General features: G+C 63.2%; 28 protein-coding genes. 10 read left to right on the top strand and 18 right to left on the bottom strand.

The window, feature by feature from the left end; translation table 11 throughout:
* The 3 genes from LNV07_RS23510 to LNV07_RS23500 form a co-directional block, all read right to left on the bottom strand.
* Nucleotides 1–387, bottom strand: a complete 387-nt coding sequence (locus tag LNV07_RS23510) for a response regulator transcription factor (RefSeq protein ID WP_263573637.1) — start codon at nt 385–387, stop codon at nt 1–3.
* Between the two features lie 155 nt (nt 388–542).
* Nucleotides 543–1,037, bottom strand: coding sequence for a DinB family protein (locus LNV07_RS23505; protein ID WP_263573636.1), 495 nt, complete (start codon nt 1,035–1,037; stop codon nt 543–545).
* A 31-nt stretch (nt 1,038–1,068) separates the two neighbouring features.
* On the bottom strand, nt 1,069–1,269 hold the full coding sequence (locus LNV07_RS23500) for a hypothetical protein (protein WP_263573635.1): 201 nt from the start codon (nt 1,267–1,269) through the stop codon (nt 1,069–1,071).
* 208 nt (nt 1,270–1,477) lie between these two features.
* Between LNV07_RS23500 and LNV07_RS23495 the strand changes: the two genes are divergently transcribed.
* From LNV07_RS23495 to ubiA, 4 genes are all read left to right on the top strand, one after another.
* Nucleotides 1,478–2,371: a PEP-CTERM sorting domain-containing protein gene (locus tag LNV07_RS23495; protein ID WP_263573634.1), complete on the top strand. Its 894-nt coding sequence runs from the start codon at nt 1,478–1,480 to the stop codon at nt 2,369–2,371.
* Nucleotides 2,372–2,400: 29 nt separating this feature from the next.
* Nucleotides 2,401–2,697: a tryptophan 7-halogenase gene (locus LNV07_RS25600; RefSeq protein WP_397545596.1), complete on the top strand. Its 297-nt coding sequence runs from the start codon at nt 2,401–2,403 to the stop codon at nt 2,695–2,697.
* On the top strand, nt 2,681–3,058 hold the full coding sequence (locus LNV07_RS23490) for a tryptophan 7-halogenase (protein WP_263573633.1): 378 nt from the start codon (nt 2,681–2,683) through the stop codon (nt 3,056–3,058). The genes LNV07_RS25600 and LNV07_RS23490 overlap by 17 nt, the downstream gene beginning before the upstream one ends.
* A gap of 81 nt (nt 3,059–3,139) precedes the next feature.
* A complete protein-coding gene (ubiA, locus tag LNV07_RS23485; protein ID WP_263573632.1) occupies nt 3,140–4,045 on the top strand; it encodes a 4-hydroxybenzoate octaprenyltransferase in 906 nt (301 codons plus the stop codon).
* Between the two features lie 201 nt (nt 4,046–4,246).
* Here ubiA and LNV07_RS23480 read toward each other — a convergent pair whose 3' ends face one another.
* The 11 genes from LNV07_RS23480 to LNV07_RS23430 form a co-directional block, all read right to left on the bottom strand.
* Complete coding sequence (locus LNV07_RS23480) at nt 4,247–4,783, bottom strand: hypothetical protein (protein WP_263573631.1); 537 nt, start codon at nt 4,781–4,783, stop codon at nt 4,247–4,249.
* Nucleotides 4,784–4,826: 43 nt separating this feature from the next.
* Nucleotides 4,827–5,399, bottom strand: coding sequence for a chorismate--pyruvate lyase family protein (locus tag LNV07_RS23475; RefSeq protein WP_263573630.1), 573 nt, complete (start codon nt 5,397–5,399; stop codon nt 4,827–4,829).
* A gap of 15 nt (nt 5,400–5,414) precedes the next feature.
* On the bottom strand, nt 5,415–6,230 hold the full coding sequence (gene proC, locus LNV07_RS23470) for a pyrroline-5-carboxylate reductase (RefSeq protein WP_263573629.1): 816 nt from the start codon (nt 6,228–6,230) through the stop codon (nt 5,415–5,417).
* A 20-nt stretch (nt 6,231–6,250) separates the two neighbouring features.
* On the bottom strand, nt 6,251–6,679 hold the full coding sequence (locus LNV07_RS23465) for a hypothetical protein (RefSeq protein WP_263573628.1): 429 nt from the start codon (nt 6,677–6,679) through the stop codon (nt 6,251–6,253).
* 26 nt (nt 6,680–6,705) lie between these two features.
* Entirely contained in the window at nt 6,706–7,326 is a 621-nt protein-coding gene (locus LNV07_RS23460; protein ID WP_263573627.1) for a DUF4136 domain-containing protein, read from the bottom strand.
* 100 nt (nt 7,327–7,426) lie between these two features.
* Nucleotides 7,427–9,682 carry a patatin-like phospholipase family protein gene (locus tag LNV07_RS23455; RefSeq protein WP_263573626.1) on the bottom strand — a complete coding sequence of 752 codons (2,256 nt, stop codon included), beginning with the start codon at nt 9,680–9,682 and terminating at the stop codon, nt 7,427–7,429.
* 17 nt (nt 9,683–9,699) lie between these two features.
* Nucleotides 9,700–10,743: an Lnb N-terminal periplasmic domain-containing protein gene (locus LNV07_RS23450; RefSeq protein ID WP_263573625.1), complete on the bottom strand. Its 1,044-nt coding sequence runs from the start codon at nt 10,741–10,743 to the stop codon at nt 9,700–9,702.
* A 69-nt stretch (nt 10,744–10,812) separates the two neighbouring features.
* On the bottom strand, nt 10,813–11,409 hold the full coding sequence (locus LNV07_RS23445) for a hypothetical protein (RefSeq protein ID WP_263573624.1): 597 nt from the start codon (nt 11,407–11,409) through the stop codon (nt 10,813–10,815).
* 126 nt (nt 11,410–11,535) lie between these two features.
* Nucleotides 11,536–12,369, bottom strand: a complete 834-nt coding sequence (locus LNV07_RS23440) for a c-type cytochrome (RefSeq protein WP_263573623.1) — start codon at nt 12,367–12,369, stop codon at nt 11,536–11,538.
* A 113-nt stretch (nt 12,370–12,482) separates the two neighbouring features.
* Nucleotides 12,483–13,295, bottom strand: coding sequence for a polyphosphate kinase 2 (gene ppk2, locus LNV07_RS23435; protein ID WP_263573759.1), 813 nt, complete (start codon nt 13,293–13,295; stop codon nt 12,483–12,485).
* 137 nt (nt 13,296–13,432) lie between these two features.
* Entirely contained in the window at nt 13,433–13,762 is a 330-nt protein-coding gene (locus LNV07_RS23430; RefSeq protein ID WP_263573622.1) for a hypothetical protein, read from the bottom strand.
* Between the two features lie 122 nt (nt 13,763–13,884).
* On the opposite strand from LNV07_RS23430, the gene LNV07_RS23425 reads away from it, so the two are divergent.
* Genes LNV07_RS23425 through LNV07_RS23415 form a run of 3 tightly spaced genes read left to right on the top strand, consistent with a single transcriptional unit; the run spans nt 13,885 to nt 17,032 of the window.
* Nucleotides 13,885–14,415, top strand: coding sequence for a DUF3302 domain-containing protein (locus LNV07_RS23425; RefSeq protein ID WP_263573621.1), 531 nt, complete (start codon nt 13,885–13,887; stop codon nt 14,413–14,415).
* The gene (locus tag LNV07_RS23420; protein WP_263573620.1) at nt 14,415–15,635 is read left to right on the top strand and encodes an HlyD family secretion protein; all 1,221 of its coding nucleotides are present in this window, start codon (nt 14,415–14,417) and stop codon (nt 15,633–15,635) included. The genes LNV07_RS23425 and LNV07_RS23420 overlap by 1 nt, the downstream gene beginning before the upstream one ends.
* A 14-nt stretch (nt 15,636–15,649) precedes the next feature.
* The gene (locus LNV07_RS23415; RefSeq protein ID WP_263573619.1) at nt 15,650–17,032 is read left to right on the top strand and encodes an efflux transporter outer membrane subunit; all 1,383 of its coding nucleotides are present in this window, start codon (nt 15,650–15,652) and stop codon (nt 17,030–17,032) included.
* Nucleotides 17,033–17,059: 27 nt separating this feature from the next.
* On the opposite strand, the gene LNV07_RS23410 is transcribed toward LNV07_RS23415, so the two are convergent.
* Nucleotides 17,060–17,845 carry a DUF3667 domain-containing protein gene (locus LNV07_RS23410; protein ID WP_263573618.1) on the bottom strand — a complete coding sequence of 262 codons (786 nt, stop codon included), beginning with the start codon at nt 17,843–17,845 and terminating at the stop codon, nt 17,060–17,062.
* A 369-nt stretch (nt 17,846–18,214) separates the two neighbouring features.
* Here LNV07_RS23410 and LNV07_RS23405 point away from each other — a divergent pair, with 369 nt between their 5' ends.
* Both LNV07_RS23405 and LNV07_RS23400 read left to right on the top strand, forming a co-directional pair.
* On the top strand, nt 18,215–19,588 hold the full coding sequence (locus LNV07_RS23405) for a hypothetical protein (protein WP_263573617.1): 1,374 nt from the start codon (nt 18,215–18,217) through the stop codon (nt 19,586–19,588).
* 337 nt (nt 19,589–19,925) lie between these two features.
* On the top strand, nt 19,926–20,093 hold the full coding sequence (locus LNV07_RS23400) for a hypothetical protein (protein ID WP_263573616.1): 168 nt from the start codon (nt 19,926–19,928) through the stop codon (nt 20,091–20,093).
* 53 nt (nt 20,094–20,146) lie between these two features.
* Here LNV07_RS23400 and LNV07_RS23395 read toward each other — a convergent pair whose 3' ends face one another.
* The 3 genes from LNV07_RS23395 to LNV07_RS23385 all read right to left on the bottom strand — a co-directional run bounded on the left by LNV07_RS23395 (nt 20,147) and on the right by LNV07_RS23385 (nt 23,166).
* Complete coding sequence (locus tag LNV07_RS23395) at nt 20,147–20,869, bottom strand: phosphatase PAP2 family protein (protein WP_263573615.1); 723 nt, start codon at nt 20,867–20,869, stop codon at nt 20,147–20,149.
* The gene (locus LNV07_RS23390; protein WP_263573614.1) at nt 20,869–22,623 is read right to left on the bottom strand and encodes a phosphoethanolamine transferase; all 1,755 of its coding nucleotides are present in this window, start codon (nt 22,621–22,623) and stop codon (nt 20,869–20,871) included. Before LNV07_RS23390 ends, LNV07_RS23395 begins: the two co-directional genes overlap by 1 nt.
* A gap of 81 nt (nt 22,624–22,704) precedes the next feature.
* Complete coding sequence (locus LNV07_RS23385) at nt 22,705–23,166, bottom strand: Lrp/AsnC family transcriptional regulator (RefSeq protein WP_263573613.1); 462 nt, start codon at nt 23,164–23,166, stop codon at nt 22,705–22,707.
* Nucleotides 23,167–23,305: 139 nt separating this feature from the next.
* Here LNV07_RS23385 and LNV07_RS23380 point away from each other — a divergent pair, with 139 nt between their 5' ends.
* Nucleotides 23,306–24,253, top strand: a complete 948-nt coding sequence (locus LNV07_RS23380; protein WP_263573612.1) for a DMT family transporter — start codon at nt 23,306–23,308, stop codon at nt 24,251–24,253.

Here is a 24,253-nt window from a genome sequence, read left to right as displayed (position 1 = left end):
TCAAGAAGGTCGGTACAGATTGCTGATCGTATCGACCAGTTGTGCCGGGCCGAAAGGCTTGGCGATAAACAGGTCGGCACCGCAGGTTTTTGCATCGGCCTTGATCTGATCCAAGGGCTTGGCGCTGATCAAAATCACCTTGGGTATCTCGCGACCCGCGGCTGCGGCTGCGGCCTTGATTTGCCGGCAAGCCTCATCGCCCTCGAATGCGCCCGGCATCATGATGTCCATCAACACCAGATTGGGGTTCAGGGTGGCGGCCAAGGCGACGGCAGCGGGCCCATCGCGGGCTTCATGCACCTCGAAGGCATCGGCCAGATCCAGGGTCGCATGCAGCAGGGCGCGAATTTCTTCGTTGTCGTCAACGATCAGAATTTTCAGTTTCATGCCTTCAGACTCCGTCGCTTCAGCCTCGTGCGGGCTTGCCTCGGCAGCGTAACGCAAAGCGGCCCCGGCCGGAACAATTTCAAGGCACCGAATGCAGCCCTATTCAGACGGAATGCTTGCTTGGACGGGCACCGTCGGCCGGCCTTGAGCGCTGCTCAATCCGGCTCGCGGCGCGCCGGCTCCAGTGCGTGAATGAAGACCGTGTAGGTGTCCGCCGGCCGCGCTGCGTTCGCGAGATCCAGCGCATGGCCAATCGCACCGCGGTGATAGGTCCCGTGATTGACGAGGTGAAACAGCATTTCCAGCCTTGTCATGCGTCCATATTGGCCATCGACGAACTGGAAGGACAGCGCCTGCTCGCGCTCTTGCTGCGTCAAGTTTTCGACATAGCGGGCCAGCCATTGGTTCGAGGCGGCGAGTCGCTGCTCCAGTTCGTCCAGCGCCGGCACGGTTTCGGTATTGGTCGATGGGTGAGCTGCGGCCTCGCCGGCCAGTCTGGCTCTGAAAAGTTCTTCGACCCGGACCATGTGATTGAGTTGCTGCAGCGCGAAGGCCATGGCCGCGGGGAATTCGCTTGTATTGATGCCTGCAACAGCATCCAGCGTGCGCCGGTCGGCCCATTGCTTGTATTTGAAGGCTTCGATGAGCATGAGCTTGTCCTGAGAAATAGGGGTTTGAGCTTCACTTGGGCAAGACCAAGGCGGCAATCCTCCTGGCGGCCAGGGTTTGGATATCCGGCTCCTGCGTGTCGCTGTTGGCAAGCACCGCAATATAGACGCCCTCGGCGGGGAAGCGCAGCGCATTGCGAAGTGCCGACGAGGTGGGGAGTAGCGGTGTGGCGGGTCTTGCGGCTGCCGGGGTCGGGTCTTGCGCTAACGGCATTTGCCATGGTGCGGAGCGCCGACTGGCGTTGAGGGCCCGCAGGCTCGGGCGCAAGACCGGAATAGCCAAGCATCTCGTGCGCTTTTCACGCGATTGAAAATTCCCTGGGGTTGCCTAACCTCGATTTTGCGCTGGCCGCGCAGACACTGCGTGGCCGATCTGCACGCCTTGTTGTCGTGCGACACCAACCGCAAAAAAGGAGGAACCCATGCAACGTAAAATTCGTCTCAGCCTCGCACTCGTGGCCGCCGGCTGCATCTCCAGCACGCCACTGTTCGCCGCGCCGGTGCTGCTCAGCCAGACCTTTCAGCTCAGCAACTCACTGAATCGCAACAGCGTCAGCCTGAACTTCGATCTGGGCAGCTTCTTGTCCGGCCAGGGCTATAGTTCGACGGACATCGTGTCGGGCAACGCCACGCTGCATGGTTACTCCGACGTGCAGTATTACGGCGGGCTCCCGAATATGGTTTACAGCGCTTATCAGGTGACCGGCCAGACCAGCCACCAAGCTCAATATCTCTTGTACGACATCCCGGACACCAATGACTGCGGCTTTTTTGGCAACAACCCTTGCCACAATGGTCGCAAGGAGTTCCGCCAGTACGTCATTCAGGACACCATTTCCACCCAATCCCTGGACTGGCAGCGTGTGGATCTGGTTGCGGACAGCATGAGACTGTTGATCGGTGACAGCAGCGTAAGCGATGTGGCCGAAACCCGCAGCAGTTCCGCTGGCAACTATGGCCCTGCGCGCGCTCAAGACCGAGTCTGCAAAAGCACCGACAGGTATGGCAACTGTAGCTATGACTACAGATATCTCCGACAGCGCGACACCTATAGCGCGATCTTTGGCGCGCTGGACACCAGCCTGAGTTTCGACGCGGCGGCCTTGAAGGACGTGCGCAGCGACGGCGTCTTGGGGGTCGGCGTCCAGGCCACGGCCGGGCAGTTCAAGCTCAACTCGATCAGCTTTGACGTGATGGTGGAAAAAGCCGCCGCGGTGCCCGAGCCGGCCTCCTTGCTGCTGGCCGGTTCGGCCTTGGCAGGGCTGGTGCTGACGACTCGGCGGCGTCGGCAAGGCGGTGTCTTCAACAAGGCATAGAAGGCCATCCAGCGCTTGCTGCCGAAGGCGTGGAGTTTCGGCATTTGTTCATTCAGCAGGGCTCAAGCCCTGCCCTTAGCAGCCGAAATTGCTGCTTGTGGCCGGCTCGGTCGACTTGGTGCTGTGTACCCCATGATTCCTTACCGTTCGATATTGATTGTGGGCGGCGGCTCGGCTGGTTGAGCACCGCCTATTTACAAAAACTACTGGGCTCCAACTCCGAAACGGCAGTGACGATTCAACGGGTCGAATCGGCCGAAATTGGCACGATTGGCGTTGGCGAGGCGACCGTGCGGTCGCCTGCCCGATTTGGCCGATCTGAATAGCGAGTTGCGAGATTTCATCTTGCTGCATTACGTGATCTCGGGCCGGCGCGACACACCGTTCTGGCGCGCTTACACCGAGGAGGTGGTGATCCCGCCCAGCCTGCAGGAACTGCTCGATCTTTGGGACGAGAAGCTGCCCCATAACATCGATATTCAACGCAAACAATCGCTCTTCGCCGCCGGCAACTACTTCTACATTTTGGCTGGATTGAACCGCCTGCCATCCAAGGGCATAGGCCAATCAAGCTATTTGGCGCCGTCCGTCAGTCAAGATGCGCTGGCCCATATCGCCAAGATCCGGGCCGCCGCCGTTCAGCAATCGCCAACGATGCGCGAATTCACCAACAAGAGGCGCACCTGAAATGCTGTGGCGATCTGATCGCCGGGCGGGGAGCGCCTTGTAGCCCGGCCCGGCTGCCAAAAGGCTGGCTAAACTGCCGCCATGCGATCGACCCGTTTTGCTTCCCGCCTTGCCCCCTACCTGAACCTGATCCGCTGGGACCGCCCGGCTGGCTGGCTGCTTTTGCTTTGGCCGACGCTGTGCGCGCTGTGGATTGCCGCCGATGGCTTCCCCGGCTGGCATCTCTTAATCGTCTTCACGCTCGGCACCGTGCTGATGCGCTCGGCCGGTTGCTGCGTCAATGATGTGGCGGACCGTGACATCGACAAACACGTCAAACGCACCGCCAACCGGCCCGTCACCAGCGGCGCGGTCAGCGTCAAGGCGGCGTTGCTGCTGGGGGCAGGTCTTGCCCTGACGGCTTTTGCCCTGGTGCTGACGACCAATGCGCCGACGATTCTGCTGTCCTTCGGCGCGCTCTTGGTCGCGATTCTTTACCCCTACGCCAAACGGGTGTTCGCGATGCCGCAGGCGGTCTTGGGCGTGGCCTTCAGCTTCGGCATTCCGATGGCTTTCTCGGCCGCGCTGGGCGGCACCGCATGGAGTTTTTCCGCCATCAATGCCGCGGTGCCCCTATCGGCCTGGGCGCTGTTGCTGGCCAATCTGTTTTGGGTCTTGGCCTATGACACCGAGTATGCGATGGTGGACCGCGATGACGATATCCGCCTGGGCATCAAGACCTCAGCGCTGACGCTGGGCCGCTTTGATGTGGCGGCGGTGATGGGGTTCTACGCCGTCTACTTGCTGGCCTGGACGGCGCTGGGCCTGCGCTTTGGCCTCGGTTGGGTGTTCCTGCTCGGCATCGCGCTGGCAGCTGCTCAGGTCATCTGGCACTTCGGCTTGATTCGCGAACGCACACGCGAAGGCTGTTTCAAGGCATTCCGCGAGAATCACTGGTTAGGGTTTGCGGTCTTTGCCGGCACCGCCGTGGACCTGGCGCTGCGCTGAAACGAAAGCTCGAGTGAATACCGTCTAACTGGGCGACTACTTGGGCAGGCGAAGAGCCTTCGACGCCGATATGAGCGACGTAGGCGAGCAGGAGGCGCGCCTAGACCGGCTCCTTCGGGAGCGTGGCGCTTCGGGCGTGCGAAATGTTGACGCAAGCCGCATCAGGGCCCGGCAAAAAGCCCTGATGCGGGCAAAGTCAGATCAAGCGCCTTTGAGCTGCGCCTTCAAGGCCTTGCCTTCGGCACGCTTGACCCGTGTCGCTGCGCGCTGATAGACCTCTTCGGCCTTGACGCGCAACTCCACCGCCTTGGCCAATGCGGCTTGGTACTTCTCGATCGTGTATGTGTTCTCGGTGCCGATATAGACACTGCGACCACTTGGCGTCTGACCATAACGCGGCAAAGACACGGCAAAGCTGCAGTCGCGTACACGGCTGCTGGCACGTTGCCTCACGATAGGCCCGGAGATACCGACCGGCAGGTCGTTGCCCTTGTTGCCACTCGGTTTGCGCTGCAGCCTTGACGGGGCCGGCAGTTTGGCAATCCGACTCAGCAATTCCTTGGTCGCCAAGGCGAGTGCGGCGGCGGCGCCGCTACCGTCTTGCGAATGGTCGGAATAGAGCTTGGTGCCGCCATAACGCAATTGCCAACCATGTGTACTCTGGTGGTCAATGCGCTGGATGCACTGCGGGACGGCGAATTGCTCGCCGCTAAAAATGACAATATCACGTGTTTTCATGAGATTCCTCAAAACGGCTGATGAACCCCCCTAGTTTGTAATTCTACGTCCTATTGTTCACTTTTGTGCAAGTCATAACGCGACTAATAACCGGTATATAAAGGCTCAGTTCCGGGGCGAACAGCTCCATCACACGTAACTGAGCACCACAACGGCTGAAAACAGAGTTGCGCGACCACAACATTTGCTTGGAAGCGGGCGTGCCGGTGGCCTTGAGCCACTGCTTTTCCATCTGCCGACGGGTGTGCCCGTAACGCGTCAAGCGCCTGGGTTGCAACTCGCTGCGTTGCACGCGGCGATCGCTATAGAGCAGGTCTGCAAGTGGTCTGGGGCCCAAACCCTTCAAAGCCCGCCAAGGGCCGGCCAAAGCGCTGGCATGCAAGCTGGACCGAGCCCAAACCAATGGGTGACCATCGACCCGCAGAATTACTTCACGCACCACCGTGCAACCGCGACGGGGCGCACCGAGCGCCGCCAGCTCACGCGCGCGCAGCGGCGCGATTCGTTGACTCAAGAGCTCGACCTCGAAGCGCTCGCCCAACTGCGCCAAGCGACGGCTCAGTGAACCGGGCGCGCGCAGCCAAGCACGCAGACTGTTCCGACTCGCAATCCCCATGGCGGAGCGGCCGGCTCAGGCGCCGAACTCGTCACCCAGCTCGCGAGCGCGCTGCTGGGCGGCTTTGACCGCGCGCTGAATAGCCTGCGCCACACCGTCGGCCTGCATGCTGCTCAGCGCGGCATAGGTCGTGCCGCCCTTGGACGTAACGCGCTCTCGCAGCGTGGCCGGGCTTTCGCTGGACTGCTGTGCAAGTGCTGCGGCACCTGCACAGGTAGCAAGCGCTAACTGCCGGCCTTGCTCGGCGCTCAAACCGAGTTCAACGGCGCTGTCCATCATCGCCTCGACGAAGTAGAAAAAATAGGCCGGTCCGGAGCCGGACAAGGCGGTCACTGCATCCAAATCAGTCTCGCGCGCCACCCACAGGGTCTGGCCGGTGGGGGCCAAGACTTGCTCTACCAAGGCCTTGTCGGCCGGCGTAACCTCGGGCCGGGCGTAAAGGCCGGCAATGCCTTGACCGATCAGCGCCGGCGTATTGGGCATCGCCCGCACGACGCGCGCCGCGCCGGTGGCGCGTACCAGCGTGTCACTGCGTATGCCTGCCATCACCGACAGCTGCAAGGCTTGCGCCACATAGGGCGCGCAGGGCGCCGCCGCTTCGGCAAACAGTTGCGGCTTGACGGCCCACATCAGCAGCTCGGCCCCGCCCAGAGAAGCGTCGGCTGCCGCCAGCGCAGTCAAGCCAAAATCGGCCTGCAACTTGACGCGCTGCGGCTCATAGGGCTCGACGACGATCAGCCGCTCGGGCGGCTGGCCCGATTTAAGCAGGCCACCGATGATGGCGCTGGCCATATTGCCGCCGCCAATGAAGGCGATCGTTGGCTGAGTCATAGCAGGACCGGGTGAAGGGTTCAATTTGAAGCCGCGGCGGATGCGGCGGCCGGGGCGGTGTGGACGACGACGCCCGGTGACAAGGAGATATCGTTGGCCACAGTCACCTTGGTGACGAAGTGGCGGGTCTCACCAAAGCAGCTGGTCGGCAGGCCGACCTTTTCTTCGTAATGCAGGTTCACCCGCCGACCCATCACCTCGGTCAATTCGGCGGCGATCTTGTCATTGGCGGCGGTGAACTGGAACTTCTCGACCGTCGAGCTGCCGGGTATAGACACCAGCGCCAGCTCGCCCTCCCAGGTCTTGCAAACCCAGCCCTTGTCGGACAGCTTCTGGATCCAGCCGGCACGCTCCCCCGATGAATAGCTCCAGCTCAAGGCGAGATAGAAATAGCCGACGCCCAACAGGGTCAGCACCAGCAAGGCAAGCAATATTCTCTTCAGGGTCATGGCTATTCAATCGCGGGAGATTCGTTTCAAGGGGCCTTGGCAGCCGGGGCCGCAAGTGGCGCGCGGGGGAATTTTACAAAGGCAGCGGCCAAGGCCTTGTTGATGGCGGCCTCGGTCTGCTCCGGCGTGAGGTGATCCGAGACGGTGCCGGTCACCACACCCTCCCAGATCATTTGCTTGCGAGCGGCGTCAACCACATCGATATTGAGCGTGCCCTCGGTGTATTGAGACACGCTGTTCATGTCACGGTAGTAGGGCCAAGGTGCGTAGAGTCCACCGCGATAGCCGTAATAGCCGATGCCATAGCCAGTGCCGGGTGACAGGCGCAACTTTTCGCTCAGGCTGGCATTGAAGTTGATCAGCAACTGCGGTGCAGCCGCGTCGTAGCGCAGGCCGCGCGCCTCCAACTCCCGCTGGGCCGAGGCCTTCAACTGACCCGAAACAATCGTCTGATAGCCGCTGCGGTCGGTGCCCAAGGGGCTGACAAAAGCAAAGGTCTTGTATTGGCTGAAGTCGGCCGACCTGTCCATCTCGACCTGCACCTGCGGACCGGTCGCGCAGCCACTCAGGCCAAGGCCGCCAAGGGTCAAGGTTAGCGCCAGGGCTGGCGCCAACAATGGGCTGAGTAAGTATTTGCTATTCGTCATGACGATCTCCAAATTGGCGGTATGAGCCGGCTCCGTACGCTGTTGCCATAAACCGAGCCGGCCGGCTTCGATGTTAGCGCCTGGCCCTCGGGTCCGTGCATCAGAAGGCGGGGCCCAGCAGCAGATAAAAACTGCTGGGGCCGTCGACGGTGCGGCCGTAGGCCAGGTAGAGCGGGCCAACAAAGGTATCCGTGCCCACAAATACCGAGGCCGAACGCCGCCAGGCCTCCGAATTTCCTTGAATCAGCGGCCTGTTGATGCGGCCTATTTCCAGCGACAGGCCACCATACAAGCCCTCCAGCAAACTGCCTTGAGAGATTCGGCGGTAGTAGAGCATCCGCCCCAAGGTCAACTCTTCTCCGATGAGCTGATTGGGGGCAAAACCGGACTGCCGCAAAAATCCGCCCAGCTTCACGTTGTCATAACCGGGAAGCCGCTCGCCACCTAATTTGCCGCCCCCATACAAACCAAAATTGAAGGTGTTCTCCCCGAAGGAATAGACCTCGTTGACGCTGGCATCCCATTTTGAGTAATCAAAGTCGGCCCCGAGCTTGTGGTTCGAGTTGTAAAGATTGGCTCGTACATGCCAGCCCACGCGCGGAAACAAGACGCTGTCCAAGCGGTCCATGACCAAACTGGCCGACAGACCGCCGGTCTTCACTCGACTGGGCTTGGGGCGCAGCAACTCATCGCCGGTGTCGAGATTCTGCTGCAGACGCCCGCCGACGACCCCCATTTTCAGCACCCCGTATTGGTAAAAGCTGCGTCCAATGTCGAGCCCGACCTGGCCCGAATAGAGCGAGTAGATCGCCCGTTTGCTATTGCCCTCGTAGACGGAAAGCAAGCGCTGTGACAGGTCCAGCGTCGGTGCAACAAACCAATTCTTGCCGGCCTCAAACGGTTGATAGAACTCGGTTCGCATCCGATTGTTGCCACCCACGCTGAGGTCGGTACGCCATTCCGCACCCATCGAATTGATCCATGTCCGGCGCACCGAAGCCAGCAAGCTGGCGTTGGTCTCGCTGCCGAAGTCGCTGTCAAGCGCCAAACCGACACGCAGATAGGTCGGCCCCCAAGACTTCTCCATGGCATCAATCGCCAGCACCCGGCGCGCGCCCTCTTTAAGGGTTCGGTAATTCACATGTTCAAAGTCGCCGGTGCCATAGAGCCGGCGCATATCGGCATCAAGCTCCTCCTGGTCGATCGGCTCATGAACCGTCGTCTGCAGCACCTTCTGCGCTTCCGCCGGATTGACGCGCTTCAGATTGACAAAGCGGATCTCGTCAACCGGCTTCAAATCGGCCGGCACCGGCGAGCTTTGCTGGCGGCGCAGCGCAGCATATTCCTCCACCGGCACCGAGTAACGGCCCAACTGCTCGGCTACCTTACGCGCCGCCGTTTCGCCCAGCGGCGAAATCTTCGGTAAATTATCAAAGTCGGCGGTGGAGTAATCGCCCAGCTCCGGGGAGATCAGGATGTCGCCCGGCTTCAGGGAAGCAATCGACGCCTGCACGTTTTGCTCGGTCAAGATGCTCAGCATCTGGCCGGCCACACCAAAGATGCTGCTGAGCTGCTCGCGCTTGAGCAAGGGCGTGCCGACGTTGACGGCGATCACGACATCGGCGCCCAGTTCGCGCGCGGCGGCGACCGGCAGATTGCTGGTCAACATGCCGTCCACCAGCATCATGCCGTTGATCTCGGCCGGCGCCACCGCGCCGGGCACCGACATGCTGGCCCGCATTACATTGGCCATATCGCCTTCGTTGAACACCACCGCCTTGCCCGTCACCAGGTCGGTCGCGACGGCCCGGAACTGAATCGGCAAGGCGTCGAAGCTGCGATAGCCGCGCACCTTGGACAGCTGCCGCAGCACCGTTTCCAGTTGCACGCCCGACACCGCGCCCTTGGTCAACGAAGCCTCCGCCGAGCCCAGGCCGATCTCCGGGCCGATGTAATTGGCATGGTCATCGACCTTGCGGCGCATCGTCATCTCGAGGCGCGGGGGCTTCTCTTTGAACAACTTGGCGACCGTGATGTCGGCGTTGACGGCATCCATTTCGTCGATGCTCATGCCGGTGGCGTAGGCGCCGCCCACCAGCGCGCCCATGCTGGTGCCGGTGATGCAGTGGATGGGCACTCGCAACTCCTCCAGCACCCGCAGTACGCCGGTGTGTGCGGCGCCGCGCGCACCGCCGCCGGACAGCACCAGGCAAATTTTGGGCCGCTTGACGGCTTCCGCTGTGGCGGCAAGCGGCGTAACAGCCGTTTCGGCGGGCTGAGCGAGGGCCAAGCCCGGCTCGGCAGCGAGCGCCAGCGCGGCCGCAATGGCTAAGGGGTGGCGGAGGGCAGGATGCATGACGATATCGATTTCGGTTAAGGCTTGGCCGGCATTGCTGGCGCAGCCACAGGCTCGGCAAGCCGAATCCGGCGTGAGAAATCGGCCGCCGAGTCGGCGGCCTGAGCGCGGCTGTTCACATGGGCGTGGGCTTGCAAATCTTCCAGACTCAGCCCATCCGTCACCAAGCGATCTTGCTCATACAGATACTCGGGCACATGGCCACTCGCCAGCACCTTCCAGCTGAACGGCAGGGTATTCGGATTGATGCGGGCATTGACCCACATATTGGTAGTGCAATTGGTCGTCAGGCTGTTGTAGAAGGCCGGGTTGTCCTTCAGCTCATTTATCTGCCGGACATATTCCATGAACAGACGCCGCACGCCCTCTGGGCCGGCCTTGACCCGGTAGACATAGACATCCTCGATCGGATCCTTGCGGTAATTGGTGCGCACCCGAATCACATCGCGCTCATCGGCCACGGTGTAAAACAATTCGTACTGGCGGAAGAAGCCCCTCAGCGTCGAGTAACCCTCGCCTTTTTCGGTACGGGTTTCGATCGAAAAAGCCAGGTGTTGGTCATCGGCAAAGGCAAAGCTGAGGAAGACATGGGCAATATGCGGCCCCATCCAATAGGTGGTGACGACGTCGACCCCCTCGATCTTGTTCAAGTCAAAGCGCCGCTCGTAATGGGCCGGCGTGAAGTCATGCTCGCTGCGGTAATCGAAGTTGCGGATGTTGTGCACCGTGACGGAATTGCCATCCACCGTGGCAAAAGGCAGCACCGCGACCTCGGGTCGCCAGTCCCTGTCATTCGAGGCTTGCAGGCTGAAATACCAAAAAAGCAGCGCACCAAACAGCGCGGCAAAGCCGGCCACCGCCCACCAACGGATGCGGTGCCAAGCAGGCAGCCATTGTGCCGCGAGCGTCAGCATGGTGAACAAGCAAACTGCCGCCACCAAGCCGTAGCGCGAGGATTCCTGTGCCGGACCCGCGTAGAACAAGGCCAAGCCGGCCCATGCCGCGCAGGCTAGCAGCAGCAGGCATAGCAGGCCTCGGCCCAGACGTTCGATGAGCGTCATCGCAGAGCTCCGTTCAAGATCGGCCCGGTCCGCCGGGACCGCTTGCGAAGCATTTTGCTTGAACGGCGCTTACTTGGCGGCAGGGCGCTCAACGTTGATGGCGATTGCCTCTGTGAAGGCGGCGCGCACTTCGTCGCCGACCTTCAGCTTGGAGATGTCGATGCCTTCGGGCACGACCAGCGAGAAGGTACGGGTGGCACCGCGCAGCGTGGCGATACCGTTCTTCTTGTCCAGGGCCTTCAACACCGCCAAGACCTCGACGGTACGGCCCGCAGCCATGCCAGGCAGGGCGCCGGAAGCGGCCACTGCGCTGCTGCTGGACTCAATGCGCTGGCGAATACCGGTCGGCTCGACCTTCTCGAGCTTGGCGGCCACGGCGGCCGTATAGCGCACCACCAACTCGTCACCGGCACGAACTTGGGCGAAATTCTTCATATCTTCGGGCGCCGTGACGGTTTGCATCTCGCCCTTCGGGCCGCGCAGCGTGGCCGTGCGATTCACCAGATCAACTTCGACCACCTTGGCGCGGACCACCAGTTCGCCGGCCTTGATGCGGGCTCCTGGAGCACTGGCCGACAAGCCGGCGGCAGCCACTTGAGCGCTTGCTGCCAAAGGCAGCGCCAGCGTCAATGCGCAAGCCAAAGCAATACGTGAAAGACGGGTCATTGCAAGTTCTCCAAAATTTGACAACGGTGAATCAAGGGCGGGGCGCGAGTCGCAGCCCATTGAGGCAGTGCATTCTAGGCATTAGCTTGTGACGCCCTGACCGGGTGGAGACAACTTCCCCCTCGCTCAGTTGCGGGCATCCTTGGGCTTATTGCCCGAGGCATAGTCATTCTTCGCGCCGGCAAAGGCCGGGCGCGGCTGATGCGTCATGAACTCGGCCACGTCGATCGCCTCTTGATCGCTGAGCGTGCCGCCCTGGCCGAGCGGCATATTGTGTTTGATGAAACCGGCCGCCGTGTAGGTGCGCGCCAGGCCGGCGCCGATGTTGTACGAGGCCGCCCCCCAGACCGGCGGGAACAGATAACCGCCGGCCGGGTTTTTGGTGCCGGCGCCATCCGCCGCGTGGCAACTGGCGCATTTCTCGGCGTAAATCGTCTTGCCGTGGGCGGCATTCGGGACCAGCTTGTTGTCGACCTTGCCCATGCCCCGCCCGACAACTTCGGTGCCGGTAGGAACACCGTTAGACAACCATTGCATATACATCAGGATGGCATTCATCTCCTTCGAGTCGAAGGCCAAGGCCTTGCCATTCATCGAGCGCTCGAAGCAATCATTGACCCGCTCCTGCAAGGAGTTGATGCGGCCGCCGCGCGCGCGAAATTCGGGGAATACGCCCCACAGGCCGACATAAGGAGCGGCGCCCGGTGTGGTGCCGGCGGCGAGGTGGCAGTTGCTGCAGTTGAGGCCATTACCGACGTTTTTTGGCAGCAGCTTGTGGGTGTCGGTGATCAAGGTCTTGCCCAACTTGATCGCGTCGCCGGCCGGGCCAGCGGGAATGCTGGCTTCATCGGGGACCTTGAAGGCCGCAGCTGCGACCGGTTCGGCCGAAACCACCTGGGTGGCTCCGGCGAAGACAAACGCTAACAAGCCGCCCAGACGGCAAGTGGAATTGAACTTCATGATGGGCCTCCATCAAAGGTTGACGAACAAGGCGGGAGCCAGCCCCGGAGCATAAGCGTTGATCGCCCCGCTCATCGAGACTGATTGCGTTGACGCGAAAAGACTACTTACCCTCAATAAACTTCGTGAATCAAGCGGAAGGGGTAATCCGTCTCCACATAGTCCCCGCGCTTTTGGCGTTTGGGCAGCACGACTTTTTCCTGCGGCAAAACCTCATGTGGGATGCTGCGCAACACATGCTGGATGACATTCAGCCGAGCGCGCCGCTTGCAGTCCGAAGGCACCACAAACCAGGGCGCCCAGGAGCTGTCGCTGGCCTTGAACATATCGTCACGGGCGCGCGAATAGTCAAACCAGCGGCTATAGGACTTGAGGTCCATCTCCGTCAGCTTCCATTGCTTGCGGCCGTCTTCGATGCGGTCGGTCAGGCGGCGGGTCTGCTCCTCGGGGCTGACCTCCAGCCAGTACTTCAGCAAGATGACGCCGGATGACACCACCGCCTTCTCGAAGGCCGGCACCATGTTCAAAAAGTCTTGCGTCTGCTGCTCGGTGCAAAACCCCATCACCCGTTCGACACCGGCGCGGTTGTACCAGCTGCGGTCAAAGATCACCACCTCGCCGGCCGCCGGCAGATGCTGCATATAACGCTGGATATACATCTGGCTCTGCTCGCGCTCGGTCGGCGCCGGCAGCGCCACCACGCGGAACACGCGCGGGCTGACCCGCTCGGTCAGCGCCTTGATGGTGCCGCCCTTGCCGGCGCCGTCGCGGCCCTCGAACAGGATGCAAACTTTCAGTCCCTGGTGCTGCACCCATTGCTGCAGCACCACCAACTCGGCGTGCAGCTTTTCAAGCGCGTCGTCATAGTCGCGTGCGCCCATGCTCTTGGGCTTTTGTTCAACCTGCGCCTCGGCCAGAGCCGCCATTGCGCCGCTGGCCAGCGCTTGATCGACGGCACCGCCGCTCGCGTGGCCATCGGCGGCCTTGATCTTCTTCTTGCTTGCCATCTTCAACTCCTGCTGCTTTGGCTCATGGCTCAAGGGCCATGGCCAATGCTGATTCTTCAAGCCTCAGGGGCGCCCAAGCGGTCGCCAAAGCGCTCACGCAAACGGTCCACCACTTGGCCCACCAGGGCGAGCGCCTGCTCGGGTCCGAGCGCCTCGATGGCCTTGGCCTGGTCCGAGTAGTGCAACATCAAGAGCCCGCGCAGCTTGCCAAACGCAGCCGGCTTTTCTTTGCCGCAAACGCCGATGTCACCGTGCAGGACACGCTCAAGCGCGCCCGGCGTTGCCAAGGGCAGCTCGCACATCAAGGCCAGCGTGACGATTTCTTTGTCGATTTCTTCGAAATGCATGGCCCAGCGGCCGCTGCGGTAATCGGGTTCCAGACTCATTGCTAACTCCCTGGCTCATTGCCTCAAGTTGATAGTAGCCGCTACTGTAGCGGCCAATGAAGGTAGTGCTGCGCTGAAATGCTGAGGTAGCATTCGCCGCGGTCAGGTCTCTGGAGATTCTCTTGCGCAATACCCGAATCAAGCTATCGGCCGCTCACGCGGCAACCATCGCCGCGCTTGGGATGCTGGCCTTGCCAGCCCAGGCTTCCGGCCACAGCGGCCCCATGGTGGACACCATCGCCAACGCGATGTCATGGTTCGTCATCTGCGTGATCCCGATCGCAGCGCTGGCGGCGTTCTGGATGGTGCATGTGATGCCGGAAAAGATCGCGCATAAAAACCACCACCCGCAGACCAAGGCAATCCAGGTCTTATGCCTGCTGTCGCTGGTGTTCGGCGGCCTGCTGTGGCCGCTGGCCTGGTTGTGGGCCTATACCAAACCTACCAATTACCGCCAGGCTTACGGTACCGACAAGCATGGCGATTACCACCTGGAGATGGCCGCGAAGTTCCGCGCCGGTCAGCTCTCCGACGACGAGCGCACGCATCTGCGCGATGAACTCGATGCGATGTTTGCCAAGGGTGCCTTGGCGCCGGAGTTGACCGGCCTGCGCACGCAGTTGCACGAAGCCAATACCGGAGCCGCCGCCTGATGGACGCCCTGCTGCTCGGCATTTACGCCTTCTTTGTCTGGCTGATCTTTTTCAAATTCAAGTGGTTGCCCTGGACCACCACCTCGCAGGTGATCGTGGTGACGATTCCCATCGTCGCGCTGACGACCATGATCTTGCTGCTCAATGTGTTCGCGCCGTCGAGCAGCGATGTGCGGGTGATCAAGTACGTGATCAATGTGGTGCCGCAGGTCGGCGGGCGGGTCATCGATGTCCCGATCGAGCCGAACCGGCCGGTCAAGAAGGGCGATGTGCTGTTCCGCATCGACCCGACCAATTACGCGCTGACCGTGCGCGCGCTGGAGGCCCAGCTGGCCAACGCGCAGGCCGGTTCGCGCGAGTTGGATGAGCAAGCCGGCGGGGCTGTGGCCGGCGTGGACGCGGCACGCGGCGGCGTCAAGCAGGCCGAGGCGCGCATCCGCGAGGTGCAGGTGCGCATGGACCTGGCGCGCCGCCGAGTCGCGGAGAACACCGAGTTGGTCAAGACCGGCGCCGGTGACCGCTTCACGCTCGAAGCGGCCGAGACCGATGCCCGCGCTCTTGAAGCCCAGCTCGACACCGCGCGCGGCGTGTTGGCCCAGTCGCGCGCCGCCGAGGCCCAGGCCTTGGCCAGCCAGCGGCAGATTCGCCAGCGCATCGGCGGCAAGGTCGGCGATGAGTACGCGCCGGTGGCGCAGGTGCGCGCCCAGCTGGAAAACGCGCGCTGGCAATTGGCGCAAACCGTCGTAACGGCCCCCGCCGACGGCTACGCGATCAATGTGCAACTGCGCCCCGGGAGCTTCACCGCGGCCTTCCCGATCACGCCGGCGCTGACCTTTGTCGAGAACACCACCCAGGTGATTGCGCTCTACCATCAGAACGAGCTGCACCAGGTGCAGCCCGGCAACGAGGCCGAGTTCATCTTGCCTACCCACCCCGGCCATGTCTTCAAGGCCAAGGTCGATTCCATAGTCTGGGCGCAGGGCCAGGGTCAGGTCGCCAGCAGCACCCAGCTGCCGACCACCGGCTATGGGCCGATCGCGCCGGGCCGCTTCCCGGTCAAGTTGCTTGTTAGCGAGGCGGATGCCGACACCTTCCTGGCCGCCGGCGCGATCGGCGACGGCGCCATCTTCACCGATGGCATGGCGCCGCTGCACATCTTGCGCAAGGTCTTGCTGCGCGTCAGCACCAAGGTCAACTACCTTGTGTTGAAGCTGCATTGAACGGGATGCACGCGATGAAACTTCTCAGCACCGGCATCGCCGCAGCCGCCGCCCTGCTGCTGGGCGGCTGCGCCTTGCAGAGCCCGCCCAGCAGCAGCCAGCTCGCCGAGGCCGAACTCGCCCATGCCAAGCCACCGCCGGCTTGGGCCGCCGGTGGCCAGGGCGGCAAGATCGAGGCTGGCTGGCTGGCCAGTTTCAATGACCCTGGCTTGAGCGCCTTGGCCGAAGAGGCGCTGGCCTATAACCAGGACCTGCGCCTCGCGGCCGGCCGGGTCGAGATCGCCGCCATCGCGCTGCAGGCGGCCGGCGGCGGGCTTTACCCCGAGGTCAATCTGCTCGGCCGCACAGGCGGCAAGGTCAATAACGGCGGCAGTCAGCTATCCGGCCTGATCTTGCAGGGCTCCTGGGAGATCGATCTGTGGGGCCGCTTGCGCTACGGCCAGGCCGCCGCCGATGCGCAATATCGGTCGGCCCAAGCCGACCAGCGCTTCGCCAGCCAGTCGCTGCTGGCCACGCTGGCCAAGGCCTGGTTCCTGGCCGCCGAAGCGAGCCGCCAGCTTGGCCTTAACGCCGAGATGCAGCAGGCCGCCGAGAAGCTGGCCCATTTGGCCGAGGAGCGGCGCCGCATCGGCGTGGGCTCCGAGGCCGAAGTGGCCTTGGCCCTGGCCAATCTGCATGGCCTGCGGGATGGTGCCGAGCAGATCAAGCTGTCTATGAGCCAATCCAGGCGGGCCTTGGAGGTGATGTTGGGTCGCTACCCGGCGGCCGAAATCGCTTTGCCGACCGAGCTGGCCTTGCTGCCGGCCCTGCCGGCTACCGGCCTGCCGTCCGAGCTGCTGGAGCGCCGGCCCGATGTGATCGCGGCCGAACGCAAGGTCGCGGCGGCCTTTGCACGCAGCGGCGAGGCGGCGGCGGCGCGCCTGCCCAGGCTGTCGCTGACGGCGGCGCTGTCCTCGGTGTCCAGCAGCATCTTTGTGCTGCAAGAGCGCAATGATCCCAATTTCGGCGTCGGCGCCTCGGTGCTGGTGCCGCTCTTGAACGGCGGGCAGCTGCAGGCGCAGGTGGACCTGCGCGGGCTTGAACAAAAGCAGGCGGCGGCGGCCTTTGCGGGCATTGCACAGCGGGCCTTCAATGAGGTCGAAACAGCGCTCGCCAATGAGGCCGCGCTGGCCAAACGCGAGCCCTTGCTGCGCCAGGGTTTGAGCGAGAACCAGCGCGCCCTGGGTCTGGAACAACAGCGTTATCGGGTCGGCTCGCGCGATCTGCGCAGCGTCCAACAGCAGCAGCTGGCGACGCTGGCCGCCAGCATCAGCCTGCTGCGAGTGCAGTCGGAGCAGCGCCTGCAACGCGTGAATCTGCATCTGGCGCTGGGTGGCGAGGTGCTCGCCCCGAAGTGACGGCGGGGCGCGCCTGTCTGCGCAGGCTCAAAGCAAGGCCGCCAGGTAGCGCAGGCCTTGCTGCGTGATGAAGGCAAAGACGTAGTAGATCAGCGTCACCAAAATGCCGCGCAGGAACGCGCCCCAGCGTGAGCCGCCATAGACCGCATATTGGGACCGGGCGAGGTAGACCAGCAGCCAAAGCGCTAAGGGCACGCGCACCCAGACCCAGGGTAAAAGGACGGCCAGGCTCAGCGTCAGCAACAAGCTGCAGTGCATATAAGCACCTTGCACCAGATGCTCGCCATAACGGCGAGGCCGGCCGGGATAGCGGTCGCCACGCCCCAGATAGACCAGCTGCATCAGACCGGCATAGAGCGGCAACAGCGCGAACAGCACATAGGGGCCGAGGCGGATCGACCCAGTGTCCAGGGTCTGGAGTCGCTCGGCACGGCTGAGGCTTCTGTAATGCAGCACCCGCTTGCGCAGCGGGTCGGCGACCAAGTCGGGGCTGGCGTCGAGAATCTCCAACCACGTTGCGCTGATGGTCGACACAGGCGCGGCGGATGCTGCCGAGGCCGCAGCGGCGACGGCCAGGTTCTCTTCGAGTTCCGGAACGCTGGGAAGGGTCAGCCGCAGGAGCCCGAACAGCAGCAGCGAGAGCACAAAGAACAGCCGCGCCGGCCGCACAAAGTAGCGGCGCCGGCCGGTCAGATAGGCCTGCGTCAGCACGCCGGGCTTGCTCAGCAGATGCGCCAGGGTGCGCCACAGCCGGCCATCCAGCGCCAATAGCCGCCCGCCGGTATGGGCCAGGAACTCGCCGACCGATGGCACTGCGAGCTGGGTCTCCTGGCCGCAGCGCGGGCAAAAGTCCCAATCGGCCGCGCCTATCGGCGCCTGGCAGTTCCTGCAGGATGGGGGATATTTAACCGCCTTTGCCCGTCCACGCCTAGCCGCCATAACTGATGACCTCAATGCCACAAAATTCGAGTCGCCTTGCTCCGAGGATGGCCGGGCGGATCGTCTGCATGACTTTAACCTTGGTCAGAGCGGCAGCAGCGTCAAAAAGAGGCGGCATTCACCTGTGCCGCGGTCGAGCTCAAGTCAGCCACCTTGCCCTGACCTTGGTCGCCCTCAGTACAGCAGGGCCTGCGCTAATATCCGCGGGCCCAAACCGGGCGTGAAGGGGTGGCGATGCGGGCGATGGGTTTGTTGTTACTGGTGATTGCGGCCCTGGTGGCCAACCCTGCGGCATGGGCGGCAGAGGCGATGCCCGAGGCGGTGCTGAACGGCCTGCGCCAAGAGGCCGGGCAACGCAGTCAAGCGCTGATCCAGCAGGGCTTCAACCTGACCCATGGCCTGCGGCTTAAGGCGGGCGGCAGCGAGTCGCAGCGGATTTCGCTGTTGTTGCCGCCGTTCGACGGCGAGCGCAGCTTGAGCCTGTGGGTGTCGGTGCAGGGCGGTGACGCGCAAGTGACTCTGACCCCGGCGGCTGCAGAAGCCGGCAAGGGCGCGGCCGCAGCGTTGCTGACTTGGTCAGCGCGGCAGGGCGAGACCACCTTGCAGCGCCGCCTGGCGCCAGGGCGCTACGAATTGGATCTGGACGCCAGAGCCAGTGCCGGCGGTGTGGCCTTGCTGGCCATCAAGGGCCCCGCGCTGGTGCTGCCGACGCTGGACGCGGCCCGCGTGCAGCAGGTCGCGGCCGCGCCGGCGCAAGGCTTCCACTGGCCCTACTACCTCTACCTGCCCAAGCAGATCAAATCGCCTCATTTGCTGGTCGTGCCCAATAACAGCGGTTTTGCCAGCGAGGACCCGGAACTGCTGAGTGCCGCGGCCGCGCAGGAGTTGAATCGACAGTCGGCATTGGCCGAGCGACTCGGCGTGGCCATGCTGGTGCCGAGCTTCCCGCGCCCGCTCGACCCGGCCGATGCCGAGGCCGAAAACATCTATCTGCACGCGCTCAGCCGGGCCGCCATGCAGACGCAGCGGCCCGAATGGCGACGGGTGGACAAGCAGTTGCTGGCCATGATCGACGACGCGCGCCAGCGCATGGCTCGGCAGGGGCAAGACCTGGCCCCGCAGGTGCTGATGTCGGGCTTCTCTGCCTCGGGCATGTTTGTGAATCGCTTCGCCTTCATGCACCCCGAGCGGGTGCTTGCCCTGGCCAGCGGCTCACCGGGCGGCTGGCCACTGGCGCCGCTGGCGCGGCATGAGGGCGCGGCCCTCAATTACCCGGTCGGTGTTGCCGACTGGACGGCGTTGACCGGCGAGCCCTTGCGGCTGGCTGCCTTGAGGTCGGTGGCCGCCTTCATTTACATGGGCGAGCAAGACGAAAACGACTCGGTCGTGTACCGCGACAGCTATTCGGCCGCGGACGAAAAGCTGGTCTTTGCCCACTTTGGCGCCACGCCGCTGGCGCGTTGGCAAACCATACAGCGGCTTTATGCCGAGCAAGGCCTGGATGCCCGTTTCACGCTCTACCCGGGCGAGGCCCACCGCGTCACGGAGCAGATGAACGCAGACATCGAAGGATTTTTTGCGCAGCGCCTGACCAAGGCGGCGGCCACCAGGCCCTGAGCGGGCCGATGCGCTGGGCGCGCGCCGAGATGGGCAATTCCTTGCGGATGGTTACGTTTTCATCATCAGCGCGAAAAATGCGTTAGCGCCCATCAACATGGCATCTCCGCCGTGATCATGGAAAAAAAGGAACAGACCGCAGCGGCATTGCGGTCATCATTGACTTGGGTAAATAGAAGCGGCATGAAAACCCCTGCTATGGCTCAGACCTTGTGAGCTTGACTGGGCAGGTGCCCGCCGTGATTCGTCGCTAGGGTGCGTGGGTTCGCAATTGAACCTAGGTCTGCATATGCGTTTCTTGCTCAGTGCTTTTTCTTATATTTTTGAAAGCGTCACTTTGAAGAATTCCATTGCCGCTGTTGCCGTTCTATTGTCCTTGTTGGGTGGCTCCGCTCAGGCCCAAATTACCGCCGCCGCTGCCATGTCTGCCGCGACCGCGCCTGCCAAGGCTGCTGCGGCCAGCACCGACCCCATCGTTGCGATGCGCTGCGACCACCAAGGCTGACTTTGACGCCAAAATGGCCGCCGCCAAGTAAGCGTTAAGCCGAAAGTCCCGAATCAGGGCTCGCTCGGTCCCTGATTCGGTAGCAATCCAGCTTGCCTGGCCGTTTGACCGGCTCGAGCGCGCGCGAAATAGTCGGCCGCGATGCACAGGGTCCAGCAGATGAAGCCCGACCACAGCGTATGGCTCAGGTAATGCGCGCCACGCGCCATCTGGGCCAAACCGAAAGCGGCGCCAGCGCCGATAACCAGGCCGAGCATGACTCTCGCCAGCGTCGGTCGGTAGGGGCGCCACAAAAAATACAGGCCAAAAAAACCAAACGCGGCAATCGCATGACCGGACGGGAAGCAATGCCCCGGGCCGCCGTCATAGACGCCCAATAGCCAATGCGGCACATAGTGGGCAATGCCGCCAAACTCACTCAGCTCCCAAGGGCAGCTGGTCAGGTTGACGCGCTTGAGCGCTGGCACCAACACAATATTCGCTACCGCCACGCTGATCCAGAATAGGCGCTCGCGCTTGCTGGGCGTCATCGGCTTCGGCCTCACCCATAGCGCGTCGCACAACTGCCAGATCAGCACCGCCCAGCCCAGCGCCCGCCCGCCCTCGTGCAGCAGCGTGCTGGTCAGCCAGGCTTCGCGCCAGTAAAAACCATCGGCCGAGCCAAACTGCCGCACCAAGGGCAGATCCAGGCCGCTGAACTCCCAAATTGCCAGCAGCAACAGGCAGAGCGAGGTGATGGCGAGGTCGCGGCGCCAGACCGTTTTGGTGGCCCCCATCATTTGGCAACAAGCCCGTTGCCGGACAAGCGGCATTGGCCGGCCAGATCCAGACTCGGCTCCCGCAATTCGCTCTGCACATCCAGCAACCCCATCAGAGTGTGGAACAGGTGGTCATGGCTGACAGGGTTTGCCGGGGTCTGGCCGGCGCGTTGGCGCAAGCAGCTCCAGTCCAGGCCGGCCGAACCGGCGAAGCCCGTGCTCGCCCACATCAGCATCGGCACCTGGGTCTGTACATCGGGCGCGATCGCATAAGGGATGCCGTGCAGGAACAGACCGTTCTCGCCCAGCGATTCGCCATGGTCTGAAACATAGAGGACGAGCGTATCGACCTCGGCCGCGCGGCTTTTGAGCTTGGCGATCAGACTGGCCAGCACATGGTCGGTGTAGAGCAGCGCGTTGTCATAGGCATTGCTGATTTCTTCCTTGCTGCACAGACGCAAATCGTCCTTCTCGCAGGCCGGCACAAAGCGCTTGAAGTTGGGCGGATAGCGGCGGAAGTAAGAGGGCCCGTGGTTGCCCAACTGGTGCATCAGCCAGAGTTGCGGCGCCGCGCCCGGCTTGAAGCCCGCGATCAGCTCGCTGAGCCGGCCGTCCAGATCGGCGATCAGGCCTTCATCCAGGCAGCGCTCGCCCTCGCACAGGCCCGGCGCATTGAGCTTGGACACCGTGTCATTGGGCAGGCCATCGCATACCCCTTTGCAGCCCGACTGGTTGTCACGCCATTGCACGCTGACACCCGCTCGGTCGACGATGTGCAGCAGCGAGTCGGTTCCGCGAATGCGCGCCTCGTCATAGTTACGCCGGCCGACGGCCGAGAACATGCAGGGCAGCGAGGTCTCGGTATTGGTGCCGCAAGCGCCCACATCGCGGAAGCTGATCAGGTTTGACTCCGGCTGCGCGGCGATCGCCGCCAGCTGCGGCGTGGTCTGGCGCGCATAGCCGTTCAGCCCCCAGTTGGCGGCACGGGCGGTTTCACCGACCACCATCACGACGACCTTGGGCTTGGTGCGGCCCGCCCAGCTCGGGCCGGCCTTGGCATCCAAGCCGACCGCTTCGCGGGGCTTGGCCGCGCCGCGCGCCTCGGCCGCCAGCGTGCTGCCGAGCGACCAGACATAGTTGGACGGTGTGATCAGGTAGCGGATCTCTTTGTGATTGCGCATCAGCGACGAGAAGGGCTGGAACACCGCCATCACGCTCGCCACCATCGCCGCCATTGTCACCACGATCAGGCCCAGGCGCACCAGCATGGCGCGCCGCCAAGGTCGGTTGACGAGACGCACCCGCCACAGCAGCAGCAGCGGCAGGCCGGCGTAGATCAGCACATGCAGCAGCAGCGCGGCCGAAATCAGCTCGCTCGCTTCGGCGGGGTCGGTGCGCAAGGTGTTGCGCACCATCGTCGGGTCGAGATAGATGCCAAAGGCCTGCATGAACCAGCTGGCGAAGGCGGTGGTGATGATCAAGACCACCAGCAGCGGCTTGAGCGTCCAGCGGTTCGCCACCAGCGCCAGCAAGAACAGGTGCAGGGCCAAGACCAGCACCACCATGGCGGCGGCAAAGCCCCAGGCGCTGGGATCGTCGAAGCTGCGCCCCTTCAAGGCGGCGCTGAAGAAGAAGCGGTTGGCCGTCAGCGCCCATAAAAGGCTGGCGACAAACAGCACCTGCTCGACGGTGGCGGGTATGGTCAGGCGGCTGGCGCTGTTTTGGTTGGCCCCGGCCTGTGCGGCCGCTGGCTTCGATTTAAATAAACTCATACCCAGATTGGACACCATACGACGAAAGTACTGCTGAACAAGGGGCAAAATCAGGCCGGTCTGGGCCGCCTCCAGCTATGGCTATCTGAGCGCCTTCAGCGGCAGCGGCGCGCCACTTTTGACGCAGCGGATTGCAAAATTGCTGGTGATGTCTTGCACCATGGGCAGCGCTTGCAGGCGGCGCACGATGTGCTCATAGCTGCTCAGCTCGCTGACCACCACCTCGAGCAGATAGTCATGCGCGCCGCTGACCACATGGCAGGCCACCACCTCGGCCATCGCCTCCATCGCCGCTTCGAACTGCTGGACCGCGTCTTCACGGTGATGCATCAGCCGCACATTGACGAACACCGTGGTCGCCAGTTGCACCGCCTTGCGATCCAGCACCGCGCGGTAGCCGGCGATGAAGCCGGCATCTTCCAGGCGCTTGAGGCGGCGCGCACAAGGGCTTTGCGACAAGGCCACCCGCTCGGCCAAGTCGGCGATCGAGAGCCTGCCGTCGCGCTGCAGCAGTTCCAGCAATTGGATGTCAATTCTGTCCATGGCTTTAATTCGTCAATTTATTGAATTTTATTGGCTGAATCAACCCTTCACCAAGATATTAGCTGCTCATTTGAGCCAGATTCGCCCGGCACCTCAGCGGAAAATTCAGCCTTCCCAGCAGTAAACCCGATCGCGCAACATGCCCACCGCCACCAGCCCCGACACCGCCATCCTGCACACGCATGCCGACCAGACCCGGGCCGCCCCGCGCTCTGGCGCCCAGCTTGAGCTGCTGGGCTGGGCCGCGCTGGCCTTGACGCTGTGCATCTGGGCGGCCTTTTTCATCTCGCTGCGAGCCGGCGCACGCGCCGCGCTGCCGCCCGCCGAACTGGCCTTGCTGCGCTTCGGGCCGGCCGGGCTCTTGTTCATGCCCTTGCTGTGGCGGCGGCGCGCGCGCTTTGCGCAGGTGTCACCCAAGCTGTGGCTCTTGATCGTGGCCGGCGCCGGCCTGCCCTATTTTCTGATCGCCGGCTGGGGTATGCGCCATGCGCCGGTGGCCGATGGCGCGACGCTGATTCCCGGCACTTTGCCGCTGTTCACGGCCCTGCTGGCCGCAGCCTTGCATGGCCGCGCCGCGTTGGCGCGTTGGCCGGCGCTGCTGTGCATCGCCGCCGGCATCGCCACCATGCTGGCGCTGAAGGCCGGGCAAGCGGGTCTGGCCGAGGGCTATGCGATGTTTTTGCTCGGCAGCCTGATGTGGTCGGCCTACACCCTGGCCCTGCGTCAGGCCAAGCTGGCGCCGATCGAAGCGGCCGCCTTGATCTCCAGCGTTTCGCTCCTGCTGTTGCTGCCGGTGCTTGCTTGGCAGGCCAGCCATGGCGGCCTGAGCTTGCCTGCGCTGCCGCGTGAGCAACTCTGGCTGCAACTGCTGATTCAGAGCGTCGGCGTGGGGCTGATCTCGACGCTCAGCTACAGCGTTGCTGTCGCCCGCTTGGGTGCGCAGCGCAGCGCGATGGCGGGCGCATTGACGCCGGTGTTGGCCACCTTGCTGGCACTGCCGCTGTTTGGCGAGCGGCCGGATCTGGCCACCATCGTCGGCATGCTGTTGATCGCGGCCGGCGTGTTGTGGGGGCAGCGCAAGGCTTGA

It is taken from the genome of Roseateles oligotrophus (assembly GCF_025717515.1).
GTDB lineage: Bacteria > Pseudomonadota > Gammaproteobacteria > Burkholderiales > Burkholderiaceae_C > Paucibacter_A > Paucibacter_A oligotrophus.
This window is presented reverse-complemented; position numbering and strand designations above follow the sequence as displayed.